The organism is Cupriavidus sp. UGS-1 (assembly GCF_021213615.1).
Classification (GTDB): Bacteria; Pseudomonadota; Gammaproteobacteria; order Burkholderiales; family Burkholderiaceae; genus Cupriavidus.
Genome location: NZ_JAJQJF010000012.1, coordinates 154,311 through 174,786, shown reverse-complemented (window position 1 = coordinate 174,786; position 20,476 = coordinate 154,311). Strand labels below are relative to the sequence as shown.

The window sequence follows — 20,476 nt, the reverse complement described above, 5'->3', positions numbered from 1 at the left end:
GGGCCCGGGCAAGGCCCGCTCAGGCCGCGAGGATCGAGAAGATCGCCGGCCGCTTGTGCAATTCCAGCCGGCCCGGCTGCCAGGCCGACAGCGGCTGCGTGACGATGGTCTCGGTCGGCAGCGTCAGGTCCACCGCGATCGACAGCAGCGTGGTGCCAGCGCAGCTGGCCTTCAGCGCCGCCAGCAGCGCCTCGTTGCGATACGGCGTCTCGATCCAGACCTGGGTTTGCCGGTGCTTGCGTGACCATTGCTCCAGTTCGCGCAGGCGCTGCGTGCGCTCGCCCGGATCGACCGGAAGATAGCCGTTGAACGCAAAGCTCTGGCCGTTCAGCCCGGAGCCCATCACCGCCAGCAGGATCGAACTGGGCCCGACCAGCGGCCGCACCCGAACGCCGCGCGCATGGGCCAGCCGCACCAGATTGGCGCCCGGGTCGGCCACGGCCGGCACGCCGGCCTCGGACAGCAGGCCGCCGTCGCGGCCCGCCAGCACCGGGGCCAGCAATTCCGCCAGCGCGGCCTCCTGCGTATTGACATTCAGTTCGCGGATCTCGATCTGCTGGATCGGCCGCGCCAGCGGGCAGGTCTGCCCCAGTTTCTTCAGATAGGCGCGCGCGGTCTTGGCGTTCTCGGCGACCAGGTAGTCCAGGTTGGCAGCGATCTGCTGCACGTCGGCGGGGATCACGGCCGGCAGCGGATCGGCCTCGTCGCGTTTGCCCAGCGTGTTCGGAATCAGGTATAGCGTGCCGCTCATGGGCGGATGTCCTCGACAGCGGAGAGGGGGAGGCCCGTGGAATCAGGCCGTGAAGAAGGGATAGCCGGCGCGCCTCAGCATGCCGGTCAACGCGATCAGCGGCAGGCCGACCAGCGCGGTCGGATCGTCGGACTCGACGCGCGACAGCAGCGCGATGCCGAGTCCTTCGGATTTGGCGCTGCCCGCCACGTCATAGGGTTGCTCGAGCCGCAGATAGGCCTCCAGCTCGCTGTCGCCGAGCTCGCGAAAGGTCGCCAGCGTACGCACCTCCTCCAGCTGGACCTCGCCGCTGCGGCCGTCCAGCAGGCACAGCGCCGAATGGAACGTCACGGTGCGGCCGCGCATCCAGCGCAGCTGCTCCAGTGCCCGCTCGTGCGAGCCCGGCTTGCCGACCTGGACGCCGTCGAGCGTGGCGACCTGATCGGAGCCGATCACCAGCGCGCCGGGGTGACGGGCGGCGATCGCCTCGGCCTTGCGGCGTGACAGCCGCAGTGCGGTCGCCTCGGGCGCCTCGCCGGACAGCGGCGTTTCGTCGATGTCCGGCACGTCGATCTCGAATGGAATGCGCAGGCGCTCCAGCAGTTCGCGGCGATAACGCGAACTGGAGCCGAGAATCAGCCTGGGAGCCGCAGGCAGTGGTGAATGAGGTGGCACGGCGGGTGTCACGGCGGAAGACATATAAGTGATTGAAGCGAAAGGGGAATGCGCAACAGGCAAAGCGCTTTCGACTTTGACCGCGGCGGAGATTTCGACGTATAATCACGCGTTTTACCGCGCAGGCATCCGCCGCGTGGTGTCCTGCCAGCGCCTCGTGCGGCGCAATGCGGAGGCCTCGTCACTCGATGGCCGCCGCAGCGACGGGACCAGCGTTCAGCAGCATTGCCAGCGCCATGCACCACAGGCGCATTCAGCGACATGACTCAGCCCATCGACTTGCAAGCGTTCGATCTCTTCGAGTTCTGCCGGTCCTCGGGCTCGGCGGCCGGCGAGATCGCGGCGCGTGAATTGCCGCGCATCATAGCCGAGACCTCCGCCGAAGCGCCAGCCTCGGCCCCGGACGAACTGTTCCGCTACACGATGAGCGGTTCCGTCCAGGACGAAGCGGCCGAGCCCGGCAAGCCGGCGCGCCGGCGCCTGTTCCTCGACCTGGCGGTGCAGGGCGGCATGTGGCTGAACTGTCAGCGTTGTCTGGCGGTCTACGCCGAGCCGATCGCGACCGCGACCCGGTTCGAGGTGATGGCCAGCGAAGCCGAGGCCGATGCCGCGCCGATGGACGACGACGAGATCGATGTCATCGCGGGCTCGCGCCGCTTCGATCTGCTGGCGCTGATCGAGGACGAGATCCTGCTGTCGCTGCCGGTGGCGCCGAAGCACGAGGTCTGCCCGCAGGTGCATGAGAGCCTGGTGACCGGAGCCGACGGCAGCGTCGAACCGGAACCCGAGGCCGAGCAGGAAGAGGAAAAGCGGCCGTCGCCCTTCGCGGCGCTGGCCAGTCTGAAGACGAAGCACTGACGCGCGGACACGGTCCGCGGCGGCGCGCTTCGGCAGTAGCAACGTCGTACCCCTAATCAGCATCCGGCCGGGCCCGGCTACGCCTCGTGCAGGATGCGTGTGTTAATATCCGCAAATTCTCCAAGGAGTCATCATGGCTGTTCAACAGAACAAGAAGTCGCCGTCCAAGCGCGGCATGCATCGTTCGCACGATCACCTGTCCGTCGCGCCGCTGGCAGTCGAGCCGACCACGGGTGAAACGCACCTGCGTCACCACGTCAGCCCGAACGGCTACTACCGTGGCCGCAAGGTCGTCAAGACCAAGAACGACTGAAGCATTCGCTCGGCGTGACGCTGCGTCCCGCACGCGCTTGCAGGTAGAAGACATACAAAGAAGCGGCAAACTCCTTGCCGCTTTTTTGTTGGCCGCGGCAAGCGTGGACGCTGGCGCGGCATTCCCTGCGAGGCCTCCGCAGCGCGGATTCGGCGCCTCGCGCATCAGCAAACAATGACGATCAAACTCGCTATCGACTGCATGGGCGGCGATCACGGCGTATCCGTGACGGTGCCGGCGGCGATCAGTTTTCTTGCCGCCCACGAGGATGCCGAGATGGTGCTCGTGGGGCGGCCGGATGCCATCGAGCCGCAGCTGCGCAAGCTGCACGCGCAGAACCATCCGCGCGTGACCGTGGTGGCCGCCACCGAAGTGATCACGATGGACGACCCGGTCGAGGTCGCGCTGCGCAAGAAGAAGGATTCGTCGATGCGCGTCGCGGTGACCCAGGTCAAGGAAGGCGCCGCCGACGCCTGCATCTCGGCCGGCAATACCGGCGCGCTGATGGCGGTGTCGCGCTATGTGCTCAAGACCCTCGAGGGCATCGAGCGCCCGGCCATCGCCACCACCATTCCGAACGAGCAGGGCTGGGGCACCACGGTGCTGGACCTGGGCGCCAACGCCGACTGCGAACCCGAACATCTGCTGCAATTTGCCCGCATGGCCGAGGCCATGGTCGCGGTGGTCGACCACAAGGACCACCCGACGGTCGGCCTGCTGAACATCGGCGAGGAAGTGATCAAGGGCAACGAGGTGGTCAAGCGCGCCGGCGAGCTGCTGCGCGCCTCGGAGCTGAACTTCTACGGCAACGTCGAGGGCAACGACATCTTCAAGGGCACCACCGACATCGTGGTGTGCGACGGCTTCGTCGGCAACGTGGCGCTCAAGAGCACCGAGGGCCTGGCCAAGATGATCGGCAGCATGATCAAGGAGGAATTCACCCGCTCCTGGTTCACCAAGCTGCTGGCCGGCATCGCGATGCCGGTGCTGACGCGGCTGGCGCGCCGGCTCGATCCGGCCCGCTACAACGGCGCCTCGCTGCTCGGGCTGCGCGGGCTGGTGATCAAGAGCCACGGTTCCGCCGATGCCCACTCTTTTGAGTGGGCAATCAAACGCGGGTATGATGCGGCCAGGAATGGCGTCATCGCCCGGATTTCGCAGGCGTTCGCCAACAAGACGAGCACCGCGGGCACCGCATCCGCGGGCCAGGAGACGGACCCGCCCAGCGCGGGTCGCAGCGCACACGCCGCATGATCCTGCCCAGCATCACCGAGGCAGCGGCGACGCCGGTGCCCCTGGTCCCACGCCCCGCGCGCCAGCACCGGCCAGGCCGGCAAGCCGCCGCGCCGGGGTCGCGCTGAGTCCGGCAATACGATCCGACACCACATGACAAGCTACGCAAAAATCATCGGCACGGGGAGCTACCTGCCTCCGCGGCGCGTCACCAATCACGAGCTCGCGGCGCAGCTGGCCGAGAAGGGCATCGAGACCAGCGACGAGTGGATCGTCTCTCGCAGCGGCATCTCGGCGCGCCACTGGGCCGAGCCCGATGTGACCAGCAGCGATCTGGCCGTCAAGGCGGCCGAGCGCGCGCTGGAAGCGGCCGGCATCGACCGCCAGCAGATCGACCTGATCATCGTCGCCACGTCGACGCCCGACTACGTGTTCCCGAGCACCGCCTGCCTGGTGCAGCAGAAGCTCGGCATCACGAACCACTGCGCGGCGTTCGACCTGCAGGCCGTCTGCTCCGGCTTTGCCTATGCGTTGGCCACCGCCGACAAGTTCATCCGCAGCGGCTCGCATCGCAACGTGCTGCTGATCGGCGCCGAAGTGTTCTCGCGCATCCTCGACTTCAACGATCGCACCACCTGCGTGCTGTTCGGCGACGGCGCCGGCGCGGTGGTGCTGACCGCGTCGGACGAACCCGGCGTGATGTCCTCGGCGATGCACGCCGACGGCAGCCACGTCGATATCCTGTGCGTGCCGGGCAATGTCGCGGCAGGCAATATCACCGGCAATGCCTTCCTGCACATGGATGGACAGGCGGTGTTCAAGCTCGCCGTCAGCGTGCTCGACAAGGTCGCGCGCGAGACGCTGGCCGCGGCGGACTTCCCCGCCGAGAAGCTCGACTGGCTCATTCCGCACCAGGCCAATATCCGCATCATGCAGGGCACCGCGAAGAAGCTCGGCTTGCCGCTCGAGCGCATGATCGCGACCGTGCATGAACACGGCAACACCTCGGCCGCGTCGATCCCGCTGGCGCTCGACGTCGCGGTGCGCGACGGACGCATCCGCCCCGGCCACCACGTGCTGATGGAAGGCGTGGGCGGCGGTTTCACCTGGGGCGCGGTGCTGCTGCGCATGTAATTCGCAAGCCGGTGCCAGGTATCGGGGCGCGGCACGATGAGGTGCGCGGCCGATGCGCGATGGCGCCGACGATTCCATTTTCAAACCGATCGGAAACCGATGAAATTCTCATTCGTCTTCCCCGGCCAAGGCTCGCAGTCGGTCGGAATGCTCAATGCCTTCGCCGACAACCCGGTGGTGCGCGCGACGCTGCAGGAAGCGTCCGACGCGCTCGGCCAGGACCTGGCGCGCCTGATCGCCGAAGGTCCGGCCGAAGAGCTGAACCTGACCACCAACACCCAGCCGGTGATGCTGACCGCCGCGGTGGCGATCTACCGTGCCTGGCTCGACGCCGGCGGTCCGGCTCCGGCGCTGGTGGCCGGCCATAGCCTCGGCGAGTATTCGGCGCTGGTCGCCGCCGGCGTGATTGCGTTTGCCGACGCCGTGCCGCTGGTGCGCTTCCGCGCGCAGGCGATGCAGGAAGCGGTGCCGGTGGGCGAGGGCGGCATGGCCGCGATCCTCGGCCTGTCCGACGACGACGTGCGCGCCGCCTGCGCCGAGGCCTCGGCGGCCGGCGTGGTCGAGGCGGTCAATTTCAACGCCCCGGCGCAGGTCGTGATCGCCGGCGCCAAGGCGGCGGTCGAGAGGGCCTGCGAAATCGCCAAGGCCAAGGGCGCCAAGCGCGCGCTGCCGCTGCCGGTGTCGGCGCCGTTCCATTCGTCGCTGCTCAAGCCCGCTTCGGACCGCCTGCGCGAGCGCATGGCCGGCCTGACGTTCTCGGCGCCGTCGATTCCGCTGATCAACAACGTCGACGTCGCCATCGTCGATGATCCCGAGGCGATCAAGGACGCGTTGGTGCGTCAGGCCGCGGCGCCGGTGCGCTGGGTCGAGTCGGTGCAGAAGATGGCCGCCGACGGCGTCACGCATGTGATCGAATGCGGTCCGGGCAAGGTGCTGGCCGGGCTGACCAAGCGCATCGACGGCAATCTGGCCGGCGGCGCCATCGTCGATCCGGCCTCGCTGCAGGACACGCTGGTGCTGGTGGGCGGCTGATCCGCACGCACCGCAACAAGGAGAAACAACGGGATGAGCAAGACCCTGGATAATCAGGTCGCGCTGGTGACGGGCGCCTCGCGCGGCATCGGCCGCGCGATCGCGCTGGAACTGGCCCGGCAGGGCGCGCTGGTGATCGGCACGGCCACCAGCGAGAAGGGCGCCGCCGCGATCGGCGAATACCTGGCGGCCGAGCAGCTCAAGGGCGCCGGCGCGGTGCTCGACGTCAACGACGCGGCGCGCTGCGAGGCGCTGATCGACGAGATCGTCAAGAATCACGGCGGCATCCACATCCTCGTCAACAATGCCGGCATCACGCAGGACCAGCTGGCGATGCGGATGAAGGACGAGGACTGGAGCGCGGTGATCGACACCAATCTGTCGGCGGTATTCCGCCTGTCGCGCGGTGTGCTGCGGCCGATGATGAAGGCCCGCGGCGGACGCATCATCAACATCACCTCGGTGGTCGGTTCGACCGGCAACCCGGGCCAGATGAACTATGCTGCGGCCAAGGCGGGCGTGGAAGGCATGACGCGCGCGCTGGCCCGCGAAATCGGCAGCCGCAACATCACTGTCAATTGCGTCGCACCGGGGTTCATCGATACCGATATGACCAAGGTGCTGTCGGAAGAGCAGCATGCCGCGCTCAAGACCCAGATTCCGCTCGGCAGGCTCGGTCAGCCGGAGGACATCGCCAATGCGGTGGCTTTCCTGGCCGGTCCGCAGGCGGCTTATGTGACCGGCACCACGCTGCATGTCAACGGTGGCATGTATATGAACTGAGGGGGGCGCGACGCCCTGGCGTCACCCCCTTTTTTAGAAGAACGGGTGCATTTCTTGCGAAAGACTGCGGACGGCATTTTCAGAGGCCAAACCTGCTAAAATGCGCCCACTTTTTTGTCGAACTTCCCTGGAGGGCTAAATGGACAATATCGAACAACGCGTCAAGAAGATCGTGGCAGAGCAACTCGGCGTCGCCGAAGCCGACATCAAGAACGAATCCTCGTTCGTGAACGACCTCGGCGCCGACTCGCTCGACACGGTCGAACTCGTGATGGCGTTGGAAGATGAATTCGGCATGGAAATTCCCGATGAGGAAGCCGAAAAGATCACGACCGTGCAGCAGGCCATCGACTACGCGTCGGCGCACGTCAAGGCCTAAGCCTGTCGTATCCGGATTCCGGGCCACAGAAAACGGGCGGAGGGGTCGTCAGATCCCGTTGTGCCGTTTTCTGTGGCTTTCGTTTGTTCGAGCAAGCGGAGTTGCGGTGGGGCCGAAGCTGGCTCCATCATCGGCCATCGTGCCGCTGAGCTGCCGGCGGGGATTCGCGCCGTCAGTCCGGCCGGAAGGCTGGCCGATGCGCCGGCCTGCCGGCGCGGCGGAATCGCCTTGGCGCCTTGACGGTGCCGCGGGCTGCCGCCCGTTCCGCCTTGCCTCATCCACCCGTAGGAAATCATAGTGAGCCGTCGTCGCGTCGTCGTCACCGGGCTCGGCCTTGTGTCTCCGGTCGGAAACACGGTTGCCGAAGGCTGGGCCAATCTGGTTGCCGGCAAGTCCGGCATTGCCACCATCACCAAATTCGATCACTCCGCGCTGGCCGTGCATTTCGCCGGCGAAGTGAAGGGCTTCAACGTCGAGGACTACATTCCCGCGAAGGAAGCCCGCCATATGGATACCTTCATCCACTATGGCATCGCGGCCGGCACCCAGGCCCTGCGCGACAGCGGCCTGGAAGTGACCGAGGCCAACGCCGATCGCATCGGCGTGCTGGTCGGCTCGGGCATCGGCGGCCTGCCCATGATCGAGGACACGCACGCGGAGCTGACCAATCGCGGTCCGCGGCGGATTTCGCCGTTCTTCGTGCCGGGCTCGATCATCAACATGATCTCCGGCCACCTGTCGATCAACCACAACCTGAAGGGCCCGAACCTGGCCGCCGTGACCGCCTGCACCACCGGCTTGCACAGCATCGGCCTGGCCGCGCGCCTGATCGAGGCTGGCGACGCCGACGCCATGCTGGCCGGCGGCGCGGAATCGACCGTGTCGCCGCTCGGTATCGGCGGGTTCGCCGCGGCACGCGCGCTGTCGACCCGCAACGACGATCCGGCGGCTGCCTCGCGCCCGTGGGATGTCGACCGCGACGGCTTCGTGCTCGGCGAGGGCGCCGGCGTGATGATGCTCGAGGAATACGAGTCGGCCAAGGCGCGCGGCGCGAAGATCTACGCCGAGCTGTCGGGCTTCGGCATGAGCGGCGACGCGTTCCATATGACGGCGCCGAGCACCGACGGTCCGCGCCGCTGCATGGTCAACGCGCTGAAGAACGCGGGCGTCAACCCGGACGAAGTCAACTACCTGAACGCGCACGGCACCTCGACGCCGCTGGGCGACAAGAACGAGTCCGACGCGATCAAGCTGGCCTTCGGCGACCATGCCTACAAGATCGCGGTGAACTCCACCAAGTCGATGACCGGCCATCTGCTGGGCGGCGCCGGCGGCCTGGAGTCGGTCTTCACGGTGCTGGCCCTGCATCACCAGGTCGCGCCGCCGACGATCAACATCTTCAATCAGGACCCCGAGTGCGATCTCGATTACGTGCCGAACACCGCGCGTGAAATGAAGATCGACGTGGCCGTCAAGAACAACTTCGGCTTCGGCGGTACCAACGGCACGCTCGTCTTCCGTCGTGCCTGAAGCCGGCGCCCGCCGGCCGCTCCCTTGCTTCCCGTCCCCGGGGCGTCATCCGCAGCGTTGGCTGCTGACGGCGTTCCTGGGCTGCGAGCTTGCCGCGTTGCTGTGGCTGCTGTGGCGGGCGGGGGAGGGTTGGGCGGCGGGCGAGACGGGCCCGCTGTGGTGGGCGGTCCTCGCAGCGGCGGCCGTGCTGTCGGGTGTCCGGGCGTGGCGAGGCGGATGGCGAGCGGCGGCATGCCGCTTTGTCGGCATTGCACCGGGCGGTTCGGCGGCGCAGATCGTCGTCGCGTTGCCCGAGGGCGGCGAGGCGAGGGCACGTGTCGTGGCGTGCTGGCGATTGGGAGGGATCGCGGCGGTGCTGCGGTTGGTGCCCGCGCAGGCGGCGGAAGCCGGCGTGCCGCGCGTGCTGCTGATGAGCAGCGCTGGCGCTCCGGATGGCCGGAATTGCGCGGCCGATGTCTCGCGGCGGGCGCTGCTGCGCGCGTTGCATGGGGCTCCCGGATCGCTTTGAGCGCGATAGGCGGCCCAAGCGGTGCCGCTTAATGCATACTGACGCCCGGTGGCATTCGCCCCGGCTGTCAATACGCTTTTCGCTCTGCGGACGTTTCGCGGGGTATGGCGTAGGTAAAATACAACGTTTGTTTTGACGGCGATACCAAGAGATACACTGCAGGTGAACTATTCGTGAGCGAACGCGAAGCCGACCAGCTCCTTGTTGAACGCGTCCAGCAGGGCGACAAGCGGGCCTTTGAACTGCTGGTGGCCAAATACCACCGCAAGATCATCCGGTTGATCTCGCGTCTGGTCAGGGACCCCGCTGAAGTGGAGGACGTGGCGCAGGATGCCTTTATCAAGGCATATCGCGCCTTGCCCCAATTCCGCGGGGAATCGGCGTTTTACACCTGGTTGTACCGGATCGCTGTCAATACGGCCAAGAACTACCTGGCCACGCAAGGCAGGCGGCCGGAAGCGTCCAGCGACATCGATGCCGAAGAGGCTGAAACTTTTGCGGATGGTGAGCAACTAAGGGATATCAATACGCCGGAGTCGATGCTCCATACGCGCCAGGTGGCGGACACCGTCAACCGCGCCATGGAGGCCCTGCCGGAAGAATTGCGAACCGCCATCACGCTGCGCGAAATCGAAGGCCTCAGCTACGAGGAAATCGCCGAAGCGATGGGGTGTCCGATCGGTACGGTCAGATCGCGCATCTTCCGGGCACGCGAAGCGATTGCGGAAAAATTGCGCCCGCTGCTGGGAACGGCAGAGGGCAAGCGGTGGTAGAAGTCAAAGACATGTCGTGCGGCCAGCGTTGCAGCCTGCTCCTGCATCGAGAAGCGACAGTATTGTGACGGGATTGTTCGGTGTTCGATGGTTATCGAGGGGTTGGAAATGGGTCAGGCTCACAGGCAATCGGTTCATGCGCCCGAGGCAGCGGAGCAGATTTCCGCATTGATCGACGGCGAACTGGCGCCGCATGAATTCGAAGCCGTGCTGGCGCTCGCCAAGAGCGAGCCGGGCCAGGAGCAATGGTCGGTGTTCCAGTTGATCGGCGACACGCTGCGTTCCGAGGAACTCGCCCATGCCGGCTCGACCGCGGCCTTCGTGTCGCGCTTCGCAAGCCGTCTCGAGGACGAGCCGCACCTGCTGGCGCCCGCCGCGCTGGCCGATGCGCCGGTGCGCCGCCATCGTCTTCTGCTGCGCCCGTCGTGGGTGCGCCGCGTGATGCCGGGCACCGCGATCGCGGCTGCCGTCGCTGCAGTCAGCTGGGTGGTCGTGCCGCAAATGCGCGATGCCGATCCGGCCGCGCCCGGCGCCATCGTCGCCAGCACCAGTGAAGGCGTGCCCACGGCGCCCAAGGCCAGCGGCGTGCTGACCGTCGCCGCCGACGCCGGCCAGATGATTCGCGATCCGCGCCTGGACGAGTACCTGCGGGCTCACCGGGTGTCCGTGACGACCAATGCCATGGTGCCGACCATGCGCAACGTCGCCAATAGTGCAAGCTTCTCTCAGGACAACACGCAGGAATAATGCCGGACATGCAAAAAGGATGGGCGCCCGCCCATGCAGCGGGCGCACAAGGAATAAGGGCCCTGAGGAGGTCCTTTTTTCTCGCCTTGTGCCTGACGGCCGCGGTGGCGACGGCGCAAACGCCTGAGCCCACGCTGGCGCGCCGCGATGCCGCGGCCTGGCTTGGCAAGATCCACCGCGCCGCGCAGCGCGAAAACTACGTCGGTACTCTGATCTACCAGCGCGGCAGCGTCATGCATGCGTCGCGCATCCAGCATTTCAGCGATCTGGTGCACAACGAGTACGAGCGGCTCGAGACGCTCGACGGCAAGCCGCGCGAAGTGCTGCGCCAGAACGACATCGTCCATAGCCTGATCCCCGAGGCCAAGCTCGTGGTCGTCGAGCGCCAGGACGCCAAGGACCGCTTCCCGGCATTGCTGGCCACCAACAAGGGCGATGTGCTGGATCTCTACGAGATGCGCAGGCTGTCGCCCGAGCGCGTCGCCGGGATGGAGTGCGAGGTCTTTTCGCTGGTGCCGCACGACGGCGCCCGCTATGCGGTCCGCCTCTGGGCCGAGAAGCACTCGGGCCTGCTGATGCGCGCGCAGACCATCGGCGAGGGCGGCAAGGTGCTCGAGCAAGTCGCGTTCTCGCAGATCGAGATCGGCGTGCCGTCCGAAAAGCAGAAGATCCTCGGCGCGATCAAGAGCGCCGCGAGCTGGCAGCGCTACGAGATCAACTACCAGCCGGCCAATATCGCCGAAGAGGGCTGGCTGATCGCGGTGCCGGTCAAGGGTTTCCAGAAGATTCGCGAGGTGCGCCGCCCGCTGGGCGATCTGCGCAGCGCGCAAGGCAGCGGCCGCGAACAGGTGTTCGAGGTGCTGCAGGTCGTCTACAGCGATGGCCTGACGGGGCTGTCGGTCTTCATCGAACCGGTATCGGATCAGCGGGTGCGGCGCGAGGGCGTCGCCTCGCTGGGCGCGACCCAGGTGGTGGTGCGCAAGGTCGCCGATTTCTGGATCACCGTCGTCGGCGAAGTGCCGGCGGCCACGGTCAAGCAGTTCGCGGCCGCGGTGGAATACCGCGCGCCCAAGCCACGCTGAGCCGGGCTGCGGGGCGCCGCCGGCGCGCCCGCCCGCACACGCTGGGCATTCTCCGGATATTCCGCGGACACCCTCCGGGCTGGCCCCGACTGGACCGGACGCCCCGGCTTGCTTACCCTGTTACGCTGAACTCGCGGGAGTCGACCATGTCGTCAAACTATTACGCCGTGGCCAGGACCATGGCATTGGCCGCCGTGCTGGCGGCGGGTCCCATGCTGGCCACGCCGGTCCATGCGCAGGCCGCCGCCTCGAACTACAGCCTGCCCGACTTCACCGACCTGGTGGAGCGCGTCAGCCCCGCCGTGGTCAACATCCGCACCACCGAGCGCGTCCGTTCGCGCGGCATGACGCCCGAGGACGAGGAGATGGCCGAGTTCTTCCGGCGCTTCTTCGGCATCCCGATGCCAGGCGCGCCCACGCCGCCGGGGACGCCGCGCCGCGGCCAGCCGCCACAGGGCGAGGAGCAGAGCCGCGGGGTCGGCTCGGGCTTCATCATCAGCGCGGACGGCTACGTGATGACCAACGCCCACGTGGTCGCCGACGCCGAGACCATCTACGTCACGCTGCCGGACAAGCGCGAGTTCAAGGCCAAGCTGATCGGCACCGACCGCCGCACCGACGTCGCGCTGCTCAAGGTCGATGCCAATGGCCTGCCGCGCCTGCAGATGGGCGATTCGAACAAGATCCGCGTCGGCGAATGGGTGCTGGCGATCGGCTCGCCGTTCGGCCTGGACAATAGCGTGACCGCCGGCATCGTGTCGGCCAAGGGCCGCGACACCGGCGACTACCTGCCGTTCATCCAGACCGACGTGGCGGTCAACCCGGGCAACTCGGGCGGGCCGCTGATCAACCTGCGCGGCGAGGTGATCGGCATCAACTCGCAGATCTACAGCCGCAGCGGCGGCTACATGGGCATCTCGTTCGCGATTCCGATCGACGAGGCGCTGCGCGTCAGCGAGCAGTTGAAGTCGACCGGCAAGGTCACGCGCGGCCGGATCGCGGTGGCGATCGGCGATGTCACCAAGGAGGTCGCCGATTCGCTGGGCCTGGGCCGCGCGCGCGGCGCGCTGGTCGGCAGCGTCGAGCCTGGCGGCCCGGCCGAGAAGGCCGGTATCGAGGCGGGCGACATCATCCTGAAGTTCAACGGCCGCGATATCGAGCGCGCGTCGGACCTGCCGCGCCTGGTCGGCGAGACCAAGCCTGGCTCGCGGGTGCCGATGCAGCTGTGGCGCAAGGGGGGGACGCGCGAGGTCACGATCACCGTGGCCGAGCTCGAGCCGGATGCCAAGCCGCGTCCGCGCGCCGGCACCACGCCGGGCGACGAAGGCGCGGCAGGCGCCAAGCCCAATGCGCTGGGGCTCGTGGTCGGCGACCTGTCCGAGGCCCGGTTGCGCGAGCTGAAGATCAAGTCGGGCGTCGAGGTTCAGGCGGCCGAAGGGGTCGCGGCGCGCGCCGGCATCCGGCCGGGCGACGTGATCCTGCGCCTGGGCGACACCGATGTGACCAGCGCCCGCCAGTTCAACGAGCTGGTGCGGGGCCTGGACAAGAGCCGCATGGCGGCGATCTTCGTGCGCCGCGGCGACGCGACCCAGGTGCTGACGCTGCGCCCGAACGGCGGCGCAGCGCGCTGACCGCCGTCCCCGCGTCGTCCCACCGTCGTCGCCGCGCAGGCGGGGGCCTGGCGTCTTTCCGCGCGCACATCGCGCGCGCCGCCGGGTTTCCCGCTGCGTGGGGACGACGGGATCACCCCACCGATTTCGGCCGCTCCGCATTTTCCCGTTCCGCTGCGCGATTGAGCTGCGGGACCCCCTTGAAAATCCGGTAAAATCGCCGTCTGGCGCGAAAGCCGCCGACCGTGGGAACGGTCGGGCGCGCGCCACCAACCTGCGGCCGGGCCCAGGCGCGCCCGGCGGGCCGCCCGTCCCTCCGCCCATGACATGCTGTGCCGCGGCCGGATGCGCGTACGTCGCCATCGCCCGTTGCCAATGCGCTGCCGCGGCGCTCCCCTGACCAACCGATGGACCATATCCGTAACTTTTCGATCATTGCCCATATCGACCACGGGAAATCGACCCTGGCCGATCGCATCATCCAGCTGTGCGGAGGCCTTTCCGACCGCGAAATGGAGGCCCAGGTCCTGGATTCGATGGATATCGAAAAGGAGCGGGGCATCACGATCAAGGCCCAGACCGCGGCGCTCAGCTACAAGGCGCGCGACGGCAAGGTCTACAACCTGAACCTGATCGACACCCCGGGACACGTCGACTTCAGCTACGAAGTCAGCCGATCGCTGTCCGCCTGCGAGGGCGCGCTGCTGGTGGTGGACGCCTCGCAGGGCGTCGAGGCGCAGACCGTGGCCAACTGCTATACCGCGATCGAGCTCGGCGTCGAAGTGGTGCCGGTGCTCAACAAGATCGATCTGCCGCAGGCCGATCCCGACAACGCGATCCAGGAAATCGAGGACGTGATCGGCATCGACGCGCACGACGCGACCCCGTGCTCGGCCAAGACCGGCCAGGGCGTCGAGGACGTGATCGAGGCGCTGATCGCCAAGGTGCCGCCGCCCAAGGGCGATCCGGACGCGCCGCTGCAGGCGCTGATCATCGATTCGTGGTTCGACAACTACGTCGGCGTGGTCATGCTGGTGCGCGTGGTCAACGGCACGCTGCGTCCCAAGGACAAGGTGCTGCTGATGGCCAACGGCTCGCAGCATCTGGTGGAGCAGGTCGGCATCTTCTCGCCCAAGTCGATCCAGCGCGAGGCGCTGTCGGCGGGGCAGGTCGGCTTCGTGATCGCCGGCATCAAGGAACTGAAGGCCGCCAAGGTCGGCGACACCATCACCACGGTGGCGCGCAAGGCCGAGGCGCCGCTGCCCGGCTTCAAGGAAGTCAAGCCGCAGGTGTTCGCCGGCCTCTATCCGGTCGAGGCGAACCAGTACGAGGCGCTGCGCGAATCGCTGGAAAAGCTGCGCCTGAACGATGCCTCGCTGCAGTTCGAGCCGGAAGTCTCGCAGGCGCTGGGCTTCGGCTTCCGCTGCGGCTTCCTCGGCCTGCTGCATATGGAGATCGTGCAGGAGCGGCTCGAGCGCGAGTTCGACATGGACCTGATCACCACCGCGCCGACGGTGGTCTACCAGGTGCAGATGCGCGACGGCACCATGGCCCAGGTCGAGAACCCGGCCAAGATGCCCGACCCGAGCAAGATCGACGCGATCCTGGAACCGATCGTCACGGTCAACCTGTACATGCCGCAAGACTACGTCGGTGCGGTGATCACGCTGTGCACGCAGAAGCGCGGCACGCAGGTCAACATGAGCTACCACGGCAAGCAGGTGCAGCTGACCTACGAGATTCCGATGGCCGAGATCGTGCTCGATTTCTTCGACCGGCTCAAATCGGTGTCGCGCGGCTATGCGTCGATGGATTACGAGTTCAAGGAGTACCGCGTTTCCGATGTGGTCAAGGTCGATATCCTGATCAACGGCGACAAGGTCGATGCGCTCTCGATCATCGTGCACCGTTCCAATTCGCAGTACCGGGGCCGCGAGGTCGCCGCCAAGATGCGTGAAATCATTCCGCGCCAGATGTACGACGTCGCCATCCAGGCGGCGATCGGCTCGAACATCATCGCGCGCGAGAACGTCAAGGCGCTGCGCAAGAACGTGCTGGCCAAATGCTATGGCGGCGATATCTCGCGCAAGAAGAAACTGCTGGAAAAGCAGAAGGCCGGCAAGAAGCGCATGAAGCAGGTCGGCACGGTCGAAATTCCGCAGGAAGCGTTCCTGGCCATTCTGCAGGTGGAAGAGAAATGACGCGCCGGACGGCAAGCGTGGCGAACCGGCGCAACGCCGGCGCAGCCCCGATGCCCTCCGGTCCGCACCAATAAGACTTCGCCAACGATCTAGCCGTCATGAATTTTGCACTGATCCTTTTTGTGCTGGTGGTCATCACCGGTATTGCCTGGGTGGCCGACAAGCTGGTCTTTCAGAAGCAGCGCCGCGTATCGGCGCAGGCCGCCCTGGCCGAATTCGATGCGCGCCGCGCCGCGATGCCGGGGCATGGCTCCGGCACCGAGTTCGAATCCTCGCGCAGCCGGCTGGCCGAGGAAAAGCTGCGCCAGCCCTGGTGGCTCGAATATTCGGCCAGCTTCTTCCCGGTGATCCTGGCGGTGTTCGTGCTGCGTTCGTTCGTGGTCGAGCCGTTCAAGATCCCGTCCGGTTCGATGATCCCGACGCTGCTGATCGGCGATTTCATCCTGGTCAACAAGTACGAATACGGCCTGCGCCTGCCGGTGATCAACAAGAAGATCGTGTCGCTGGGCGAGCCGCAGCGCGGTGACGTGATGGTGTTCCGCTATCCGAAGGACCCGTCGCTCGATTACATCAAGCGCGTGATCGGCGTGCCCGGCGATGTAGTCAGCTATGAAAACAAGCGGCTGACCGTCAATGGCAAGCCGGCGCAATACGACGCGCTGCCCGAGTATCTGGACGAGGAGCGGCTGTCGTATTCCAGGCATTACAAGGAAACCCTGCCGGGCGGCGCGCCCCATGGCATCCTGAATGACGCCGACCGCCCGGCCTTCGTGGCGGGCGCCGACCCGGATTTTCCCTTCCGCGAAAACTGCACTTACAATCAGCAGGGCGTGACCTGCAAGGTGCCTTCGGGTCACTATTTCGTCATGGGGGATAACCGGGACAACAGCCTGGATTCGCGCTATTGGGGCTTCGTGCCGGACGAGAACATCGTCGGCAAGGCATTCCTGATCTGGATGAATCTCGGCAACCTGGGCCGGGTGGGGTCGTTCCAATAAACGGCGGCCGCCGGCCGGAGCGCGCCATTCGACTACCTCTTCGGGAACGCAGTACTGACATGAACCTCGACGCCTTGCAGCAACGACTCGGCTACCGTTTCAGCAAGCCCGAATTGCTGCAGCAGGCGCTGACGCACCGCAGCCATAGCGCGCAGCACAACGAGCGGCTGGAATTTCTCGGCGACTCGGTGCTGAACTGCGCCGTCGCCGACATGCTGTACGGCATGTTCGGCAAGCTCGACGAAGGCGATCTGTCGCGCGTGCGGGCCAATCTGGTCAAGCAGCAGGCGCTGTACGAGATCGCGCAGATGCTGCAGCTGTCCGAGTCGCTGCGGCTGGGCGAGGGCGAGCTGAAAAGCGGCGGCTTCCGCCGGCCCTCGATCCTCGCGGACGCCCTCGAAGCCATCGTCGGCGCAGTCTTTCTCGACGCCGGTTTCGAGGCCGCCCGCAGCCTGATCCGCAAGCTCTATATCCCGATCCTCGAACAGGTCGACCCCCGTACGCTCGGCAAGGACGCCAAGACGCTGCTGCAGGAATACCTGCAGGGCCACAAGATCGCGCTGCCCCAGTACAACGTGATCGCCACCCATGGCGCCGCCCATAACCAGCAATTTGAAGTCGAATGCATCGTGCCTAAACTGGAGGTGCAGGTATTCGGCACCGGGGCCTCGCGCCGCGCCGCCGAACAGGCGGCCGCCAAGCTGGCGCTGGAAGAGGTGCAGCGGCTGGTGCCCCAGCTGCTCAAGCGCAGCCGCGCCGAACGCACCGGCAAGACCCGCAAGCAGCCCGTTCCCCCGGATCCGCAGTTGTCTCTCAGGTTGAAGGAATGACCGAATCGAACCGCCCGCAGCCGGAGTCCACCGACTCCGCCGCGGCAAATCCGCCCGCGGCATTCCGCTGCGGCACCGTGGCCATCGTCGGACGGCCCAACGTCGGCAAGTCGACCCTGGTCAATGCGCTGGTCGGCCAGAAGATCAGCATTACCTCCCGCAAGGCGCAGACCACGCGCCACCGGCTGGTCGGCATCCAGACCACCGACGACACCCAATACGTGTTCGTCGACACGCCGGGCTTCCAGACCCGGCATGCCAGCGCGCTGAACCGCTCGCTCAATCGCGCCGTGACCTCGACGCTGTCGTCGGTCGACCTGGTGCTGTTCGTGGTCGAGGCCGGCCAGTACGGGCCCGACGACGAGAAGGTGCTGACGCTGCTGCCGCGCAATACGCCGGTGCTGCTGGTGGTCAACAAGATCGATCGCGTGCCCGGCGAGCGGCGCTCGGAAATCATGTTCCCCTTCCTCGAGAAGATGGGGCAGCAGTTTCCGTTCCGCGAGGTGGTGCCGATGTCGGCCAAGACTCGGGACCATATCGAACGGCTGCTCGGCATCATCCGGCCCTATCTGCCGGAAGGCGAGCCGATGTACGACGCCGATGCGATGACCGACCGCAGCGAGCGCTTCCTCGCCTCGGAGATCATCCGCGAGAAGGTGTTCCGCTGGACCGGCGACGAGCTGCCGTACACCAGCACCGTCATCATCGACAAGTTCGAGACCGAAGGCCGGCTGCGGCGCGTGTTCGCGACCATCCTGGTCGAGCGCGATGCCCACAAGGCGATGGTGATCGGCAGCAAGGGCGCCAAGCTCAAGCAGATCTCCACCGAGGCGCGCCTGGACATGGAGAAGCTGTTCGACGGCAAGGTCTACCTGGAGCTGTGGATCAAGGTCAAGAGCGGCTGGGCCGACAACGAAGCCGGACTGCGTGCCTACGGATATGAGTGACCGCCCGGCGGTCCCGGCGCCTGCGCGGCGCGGGACCGCCTCCGCGCGCCGCGCGGACCCGGTGGCAGAGGAAGCCGCCGAAGTGCTCGACAGCGTCGGCGCCGAGCTGGCCGGCGCGCGCGCGATGATGGATCGCGCGATGCGGATCGTGCCGGCGCGCACCGAGCTGCGCGTCGTCAATCAGCCGGGCTTCGTGCTGCATGCCTGGCCGTATCGCGAAACCAGCCTGATCGTCGATGTCTTTACGCGCGACCACGGCCGCATGGCGCTGGTCGCCAAGGGCGCCAAGCGCCCGCATTCGGCGCTGCGCGCGGTGCTGCAGCATTTCCTGCCGATCTCGCTGTCGTGGAGCGGGCGCGGCGAGGTCAAGACGCTGACGAAGGCCGAATGGATCGGCGGCATGCCGCCGCTCGCCGGCGAGGCGCTGCTGTCTGGCTTCTATCTGAACGAGCTGCTGCTGCGCTTCTGCCCGCGCGAGGACGCGCACGAGGCGCTGTTCCGCCACTACATGGCGACGCTGACGCGGCTGGGGCAGGGCGAGCCGGCCGGACTGGTGCTGCGCGGGTTCGAGCGCGTGCTGCTGCAGGAGACCGGCTTCGCGGTCGCCTTCGATCGCTGTACCTCGACCGGCGAGGCGGTGCAGCCGGGGCTCGACTACGTCTACCAGCCCGAGCGCGGCGTGCGGCGCGCGCATGCCAGCGATCCGTCGTCGTGGCCCGTGGTGTCGGGGCAGACGCTGCTCGACATGTCCCGCGACGACTACAGCCGTCCGCAGACCGTCGCGCAGGGCCGCGCGCTGATGCGCTTTCTTCTGCATTATCATCTGCAAGGCGTGCCGCTGAAGACGCGGCAGATCCTGATCGACCTGCAAGCCCTGTGATCCCCCTATGATTTTCCACGCTCATCCCGGTGCGAACTCGAGCTTCATCGCGCTCGGCGTCAACATCGACCATGTGGCGACGCTGCGCAACGCGCGCGGCACCGTCTATCCGGATCCGATCCAGGCCGCCTTGCGGGCCGAGGAGGCCGGCGCGGACCTGATCACGCTGCATCTGCGCGAGGATCGCCGCCATATCCGCGATGCCGACGTGCGCGCGCTGCGGCCCCAGCTGACGACGCGGATGAACCTGGAATGCGCACTGACGCAGGAGATGCTGGACATCGCCTGCGAGATCCGGCCGCAGGACGTCTGCCTGGTGCCCGAGCGCCGCGAGGAAGTGACCACCGAAGGCGGGCTCGACGTGGCCGGCCGTTTCGAGCAGGTCAAGGCGGCGTGCCGCCAGCTGGCCGACGCGGGCATCCGCGTGTCGCTGTTCATCGATGCGCAGGCCGACCAGATCGAAGCCGCGGCGGCCAGCGGCGCGCCGGTGATCGAGCTGCATACCGGCCGCTATGCCGACGCCGAGACGCCCGATGCGCAGGCGCTGGAATTCCGCCGCATCGCCGACGGTGTCGAGACCGGCCTGAAGCACGGCCTGGTCGTCAACGCCGGCCACGGCCTGCACTACACCAATGTGCAGCCGATCGCCGCGCTGCCGGGCATCACCGAACTCAATATCGGCCACGCCATCGTCGCCCACGCGGTATTCGCCGGCTGGCAGAACGCGGTGCGCGAGATGAAGGCGATCATGGTCGCCGCCCGGCTCGGCACGCGTTATCCCGCGCCGAAGGCTCCGGCGTGATCTACGGCGTCGGCACCGACATCATCCAGATCGAGCGCGTGCGCGGCGTGATGGCCCGCACCGGCGGGCGCTTCGCCGAGAAGGTGCTGGGGCCGCAGGAGCTGGCGGTCTATCATCGCCGCCGCGCCCGCGTCCAGAAGCGCGGGCTGGCTTTCCTGGCGACGCGCTTCGCCGCCAAGGAGGCCTTCTCCAAGGCGATCGGCCTGGGCATGCACTGGCCGATGACGTGGCGCGCGATGGAACTGCTGAACCTGCCGTCGGGCGAGCCCTATGCGCATTGCCACGGCGAACTGGCGCAATGGCTGAGCGAACGCGGGCTGACCGTGCGCGTCAGCGTCAGCGACGAACACGACTACGCGGTCGCCTTTGCGATCGCGGAACGGACCGGGCCGGCCGACGCATCGGGCGTGGCCTTACCCAGATAACACGGA

The 20,476-nt window shown here is 67.0% G+C and carries 22 protein-coding genes; 20 read left to right on the top strand and 2 right to left on the bottom strand.

Annotated features, from left to right (window positions below; translation table 11 throughout):
- Positions 1 to 19: 19 nt before the first annotated feature.
- On the bottom strand, positions 20 to 751 hold the full coding sequence (locus LRR16_RS16655; RefSeq protein ID WP_064575970.1) for an SAM-dependent methyltransferase: 732 nt from the start codon (positions 749 to 751) through the stop codon (positions 20 to 22).
- 42 nt (positions 752 to 793) lie between these two features.
- On the bottom strand, positions 794 to 1,429 hold the full coding sequence (locus LRR16_RS16650; protein WP_232206551.1) for a Maf-like protein: 636 nt from the start codon (positions 1,427 to 1,429) through the stop codon (positions 794 to 796).
- Positions 1,430 to 1,666: 237 nt separating this feature from the next.
- On the opposite strand from LRR16_RS16650, the gene LRR16_RS16645 reads away from it, so the two are divergent.
- The 20 genes from LRR16_RS16645 (at position 1,667) to acpS (ending at position 20,470) form a co-directional block, all read left to right on the top strand.
- A complete protein-coding gene (locus LRR16_RS16645) occupies positions 1,667 to 2,263 on the top strand; it encodes a DUF177 domain-containing protein (RefSeq protein WP_006577656.1) in 597 nt (198 codons plus the stop codon).
- A gap of 133 nt (positions 2,264 to 2,396) precedes the next feature.
- Positions 2,397 to 2,576 carry a 50S ribosomal protein L32 gene (gene rpmF / locus LRR16_RS16640; protein WP_006577657.1) on the top strand — a complete coding sequence of 60 codons (180 nt, stop codon included), beginning with the start codon at positions 2,397 to 2,399 and terminating at the stop codon, positions 2,574 to 2,576.
- 174 nt (positions 2,577 to 2,750) lie between these two features.
- Positions 2,751 to 3,830, top strand: coding sequence for a phosphate acyltransferase PlsX (gene plsX / locus LRR16_RS16635; protein WP_023263341.1), 1,080 nt, complete (start codon positions 2,751 to 2,753; stop codon positions 3,828 to 3,830).
- 132 nt (positions 3,831 to 3,962) lie between these two features.
- Entirely contained in the window at positions 3,963 to 4,943 is a 981-nt protein-coding gene (locus LRR16_RS16630) for a beta-ketoacyl-ACP synthase III (RefSeq protein ID WP_006577659.1), read from the top strand.
- A gap of 99 nt (positions 4,944 to 5,042) precedes the next feature.
- Positions 5,043 to 5,975: an ACP S-malonyltransferase gene (fabD, locus tag LRR16_RS16625; RefSeq protein ID WP_232206550.1), complete on the top strand. Its 933-nt coding sequence runs from the start codon at positions 5,043 to 5,045 to the stop codon at positions 5,973 to 5,975.
- Between the two features lie 33 nt (positions 5,976 to 6,008).
- Positions 6,009 to 6,758: a 3-oxoacyl-ACP reductase FabG gene (gene fabG, locus LRR16_RS16620; protein WP_006577661.1), complete on the top strand. Its 750-nt coding sequence runs from the start codon at positions 6,009 to 6,011 to the stop codon at positions 6,756 to 6,758.
- A 139-nt stretch (positions 6,759 to 6,897) separates the two neighbouring features.
- Entirely contained in the window at positions 6,898 to 7,137 is a 240-nt protein-coding gene (gene acpP / locus LRR16_RS16615) for an acyl carrier protein (RefSeq protein ID WP_006577662.1), read from the top strand.
- 297 nt (positions 7,138 to 7,434) lie between these two features.
- Positions 7,435 to 8,667 carry a beta-ketoacyl-ACP synthase II gene (gene fabF, locus LRR16_RS16610; RefSeq protein WP_006577663.1) on the top strand — a complete coding sequence of 411 codons (1,233 nt, stop codon included), beginning with the start codon at positions 7,435 to 7,437 and terminating at the stop codon, positions 8,665 to 8,667.
- Positions 8,668 to 8,764: 97 nt separating this feature from the next.
- Positions 8,765 to 9,175, top strand: a complete 411-nt coding sequence (locus LRR16_RS16605; protein ID WP_232206549.1) for a hypothetical protein — start codon at positions 8,765 to 8,767, stop codon at positions 9,173 to 9,175.
- Between the two features lie 173 nt (positions 9,176 to 9,348).
- Positions 9,349 to 9,948 carry an RNA polymerase sigma factor RpoE gene (gene rpoE, locus LRR16_RS16600; protein WP_006578764.1) on the top strand — a complete coding sequence of 200 codons (600 nt, stop codon included), beginning with the start codon at positions 9,349 to 9,351 and terminating at the stop codon, positions 9,946 to 9,948.
- Between the two features lie 108 nt (positions 9,949 to 10,056).
- Complete coding sequence (locus LRR16_RS16595; RefSeq protein WP_232206548.1) at positions 10,057 to 10,695, top strand: sigma-E factor negative regulatory protein; 639 nt, start codon at positions 10,057 to 10,059, stop codon at positions 10,693 to 10,695.
- An 8-nt stretch (positions 10,696 to 10,703) separates the two neighbouring features.
- Complete coding sequence (locus LRR16_RS16590; RefSeq protein WP_043436864.1) at positions 10,704 to 11,777, top strand: MucB/RseB C-terminal domain-containing protein; 1,074 nt, start codon at positions 10,704 to 10,706, stop codon at positions 11,775 to 11,777.
- 146 nt (positions 11,778 to 11,923) lie between these two features.
- Entirely contained in the window at positions 11,924 to 13,408 is a 1,485-nt protein-coding gene (locus LRR16_RS16585; protein ID WP_064575983.1) for a DegQ family serine endoprotease, read from the top strand.
- Positions 13,409 to 13,794: 386 nt separating this feature from the next.
- The gene (gene lepA, locus LRR16_RS16580) at positions 13,795 to 15,588 is read left to right on the top strand and encodes a translation elongation factor 4 (RefSeq protein WP_006578556.1); all 1,794 of its coding nucleotides are present in this window, start codon (positions 13,795 to 13,797) and stop codon (positions 15,586 to 15,588) included.
- 98 nt (positions 15,589 to 15,686) lie between these two features.
- Entirely contained in the window at positions 15,687 to 16,586 is a 900-nt protein-coding gene (lepB, locus tag LRR16_RS16575; RefSeq protein WP_006578555.1) for a signal peptidase I, read from the top strand.
- 59 nt (positions 16,587 to 16,645) lie between these two features.
- Complete coding sequence (gene rnc, locus LRR16_RS16570) at positions 16,646 to 17,416, top strand: ribonuclease III (protein ID WP_006578554.1); 771 nt, start codon at positions 16,646 to 16,648, stop codon at positions 17,414 to 17,416.
- Positions 17,413 to 18,363, top strand: coding sequence for a GTPase Era (gene era / locus LRR16_RS16565; RefSeq protein ID WP_232206547.1), 951 nt, complete (start codon positions 17,413 to 17,415; stop codon positions 18,361 to 18,363). The genes rnc and era overlap by 4 nt, the downstream gene beginning before the upstream one ends.
- Positions 18,356 to 19,243, top strand: coding sequence for a DNA repair protein RecO (gene recO, locus LRR16_RS16560; protein WP_006578552.1), 888 nt, complete (start codon positions 18,356 to 18,358; stop codon positions 19,241 to 19,243). Before era ends, recO begins: the two co-directional genes overlap by 8 nt.
- Before the next feature lie 7 nt (positions 19,244 to 19,250).
- Positions 19,251 to 20,045, top strand: a complete 795-nt coding sequence (gene pdxJ / locus LRR16_RS16555) for a pyridoxine 5'-phosphate synthase (protein WP_232206546.1) — start codon at positions 19,251 to 19,253, stop codon at positions 20,043 to 20,045.
- The gene (gene acpS, locus LRR16_RS16550) at positions 20,042 to 20,470 is read left to right on the top strand and encodes a holo-ACP synthase (protein ID WP_232206545.1); all 429 of its coding nucleotides are present in this window, start codon (positions 20,042 to 20,044) and stop codon (positions 20,468 to 20,470) included. The genes pdxJ and acpS overlap by 4 nt, the downstream gene beginning before the upstream one ends.
- Positions 20,471 to 20,476: the final 6 nt, after the last annotated feature.